Origin of the sequence: Fulvivirga aurantia, from assembly GCF_009711475.1 — a bacterium.
In the GTDB taxonomy this organism is placed as follows: domain Bacteria; phylum Bacteroidota; class Bacteroidia; order Cytophagales; family Cyclobacteriaceae; genus Fulvivirga; species Fulvivirga aurantia.
In genome coordinates, this window is the sequence record NZ_SMMD01000432.1 from 1 (window position 1) to 2,683 (window position 2,683).

A 2,683-nucleotide genomic window follows, 5' to 3' on the forward strand; every position below is an offset into this window, starting at 1 on the left:
TCATTATTATTATTCTCTTCCACAATCCAAATAGTTTAATTAATAAATGGCTTATTATTTAGTAAAATCAGTTTTAAATATAGTATAATAATTACATTCAATGCAAAGTATCAAGGTTAATATTAAAACATTTTTCAACTGTTGGCGTTAGTAACCTTCATTTTTTGCTTGCACAAAGATTTATGTGTACCATAGTACTTAATTGAATAGTAACTTATACCTCTAAATAAGTACCCTAACTTTATTTTAATGAAAATTGACCTCAACGAAGTAAAAGACCTTGGTCATATAGATTTTCTAGCCCGACAACTGGTAGAGGGCTTCATTACGGGATTGCATAAATCACCATATCATGGTTTCTCTGTAGAGTTTGCAGAGCATCGGTTATATAATACGGGTGAAAGCACCCGGCACATCGACTGGAAAGTATATGCCAAAACCGATAGGTTATATACTAAACGGTATGAAGAAGAGACAAATCTCAGGTGCCAGATTGTGCTAGACACATCCTCTTCTATGCGTTACCCCGAAAAAAACAAGGGAAAACTAAAGTTTAGCGTTTTGGCCAGTGCTGCTGTTGCCCATTTGCTGCAAAAACAGCGTGATGCAGTAGGTCTTACGACTTTTGCAGAAGAAATAGAACTCACTACACAAATCAAATCGACCAGCTCTCACCTCAACAAAATATTGATTGCCTTACAACAGGTTATAGAAAGTGAAGGTGTAAATAAAAAAACGCAAGTAGCTTCGATTTTACATGAGATCGCTGAAAAAAATCATATACGTTCCTTGATTGTGATTTTTAGTGATATGATGGATAATACCAAAGAGCTTGATGAGATTTTCAAGGCTCTACAGCACCTTAAGCATAATAAGCATGAAGTTTTATTATTTCATGTATCTGATAAGAAAACAGAGTATGATTTTGATTTTGAAGATCGACCCTATGAATTTATCGATCTGGAGACAGGTCAAAAGCTAAAATTACAACCAGGTGATGTAAAGAGCACTTACAAAGAAGCTATTGCAAAATACTATAAAGACTTGAAATTGCGATGTGCCCAATTAAAAATTGATTTTATAGAGGCAGACATTAGCCAGGACTATAACGATATTTTGTATGCCTACCTGGTGAAACGGTCTAAGATGAAATAAAAAAAGGTGTCTAAATCAGACACCTTCAATTTTATTCGTGATGCATCCAGGCTTGTTTAGCCAGAAGCTCCTCTTCTGTTTCTTCATAATCCGGATCTGGTACACAGCAGTCAACGGGGCATACAGCCGCACACTGCGGTTCTTCATGAAATCCCATACATTCTGTACACTTACCTGAAACGATGTAATAGAACTCATCTGAAACCGGCTCCTGATGTTCTTTACCATCTACTACGACTCCATCTTCCATTTCAACTTCATCAAGGTCAGTACCACCGCTCCATGTCCACTCTATGCCACCTTCATAGATAGCGGTATTGGGACACTCCGGTTCGCATGCACCACAGTTGATGCATTCGTCTGTTATCATTATTGCCATTTCTAGCTCTGTTTATTTGTTGTAATCAATTATTTTGAAACTTTGCAAAAATAGAAAGTATCTTCATGCTTTCAAACAGAAAGAATACCTTAAAGGTTTGATAAAAATGACAATAAAAGAAAGAATAGACACATTTGCTAAATTAGGTAGTCACCTAAAAAATTTAAGTGCAGAAGAAATCGAACAATTACAACTACGAGCGGCTTCAGAAAACCCCTGGTTTACCGCAGACAATGTAAAGGCTTCGATCGAGGGGATTGCAAAATTTCTGGATGCATCTGTTTTGTCTGATTGGGTAGCGCAGTATGACGTGAAAGATCAACAGAAAACGATTGGTGTGGTTATGGCAGGAAATATCCCTTTAGTTGGCTTTCATGATCTATTATGCGTCATTATAAGTGGTAATAAGCTAAAGCCTAAGTTGAGTAGTAAAGACTCATCACTTATGCATTATGTGATCGACAAGCTCATTGCTATCAACCCAGCCATGTCAGACTATATTCATATAGCGGATCAGTTAAAAGGTATTGACGGCATCATTGCTACTGGAAGTGACAATTCATCCAGGTATTTCGAATACTACTTTTCTAAATATCCTCACATCATCAGAAAAAACAGAACCTCATGCGCCATTCTCGACAATGAGTCATCAGAAAGTGACTTGGAAGCATTAGGAAATGATATATTCAAGTACTTTGGCTTAGGGTGTAGAAATGTATCAAAACTATATGTACCTGAGAATTATGATTTCACCAAGTTTTTTGAATCTATAGAAGGATTTAATGAAGTGAAGCACCATCATAAATACGCTAACAATTACGACTATAATAAGTCAATCTACTTAGTAAATAAAGACCACCATCTTGATAATGGATTTTTAATATTAAAGCCTGATTCTGCGCTTGTTTCACCAATATCTGTATTGTTTTATAAAGAATACAAAAACGGCCAGGAATTAAAGGAAAGTCTTACAGAGCAAAAAGATAAAATTCAGTGCATTGTTTCTAAAGATGGCGTATGGCCAGGAAGTAAACCGTTTGGTAAAGCTCAGCTACCAGAAGTAGATGATTACGCTGATGGAGTTGATACAATGAAGTTTTTGACAGCGCTGTAACTGCAGATAGATACTAACAAAAAAACCGAAGCGAT

At 36.2% G+C, this 2,683-nt stretch carries 3 protein-coding genes; 2 read left to right on the top strand and 1 reads right to left on the bottom strand.

Annotated features, from left to right (window positions below; all coding sequences use genetic code 11):
- Positions 1-249: 249 nt before the first annotated feature.
- On the top strand, positions 250-1,155 hold the full coding sequence (locus E1176_RS02655; RefSeq protein WP_155209031.1) for a DUF58 domain-containing protein: 906 nt from the start codon (positions 250-252) through the stop codon (positions 1,153-1,155).
- A 31-nt stretch (positions 1,156-1,186) separates the two neighbouring features.
- Here the strand turns inward: E1176_RS02655 and E1176_RS02660 are convergent, their stop codons facing one another.
- Complete coding sequence (locus E1176_RS02660) at positions 1,187-1,534, bottom strand: 4Fe-4S dicluster domain-containing protein (protein WP_155209032.1); 348 nt, start codon at positions 1,532-1,534, stop codon at positions 1,187-1,189.
- Positions 1,535-1,640: 106 nt separating this feature from the next.
- Between E1176_RS02660 and E1176_RS02665 the strand changes: the two genes are divergently transcribed.
- Positions 1,641-2,648 carry an acyl-CoA reductase gene (locus tag E1176_RS02665; RefSeq protein ID WP_155209033.1) on the top strand — a complete coding sequence of 336 codons (1,008 nt, stop codon included), beginning with the start codon at positions 1,641-1,643 and terminating at the stop codon, positions 2,646-2,648.
- The last annotated feature ends 35 nt before the right edge of the window (positions 2,649-2,683 follow it).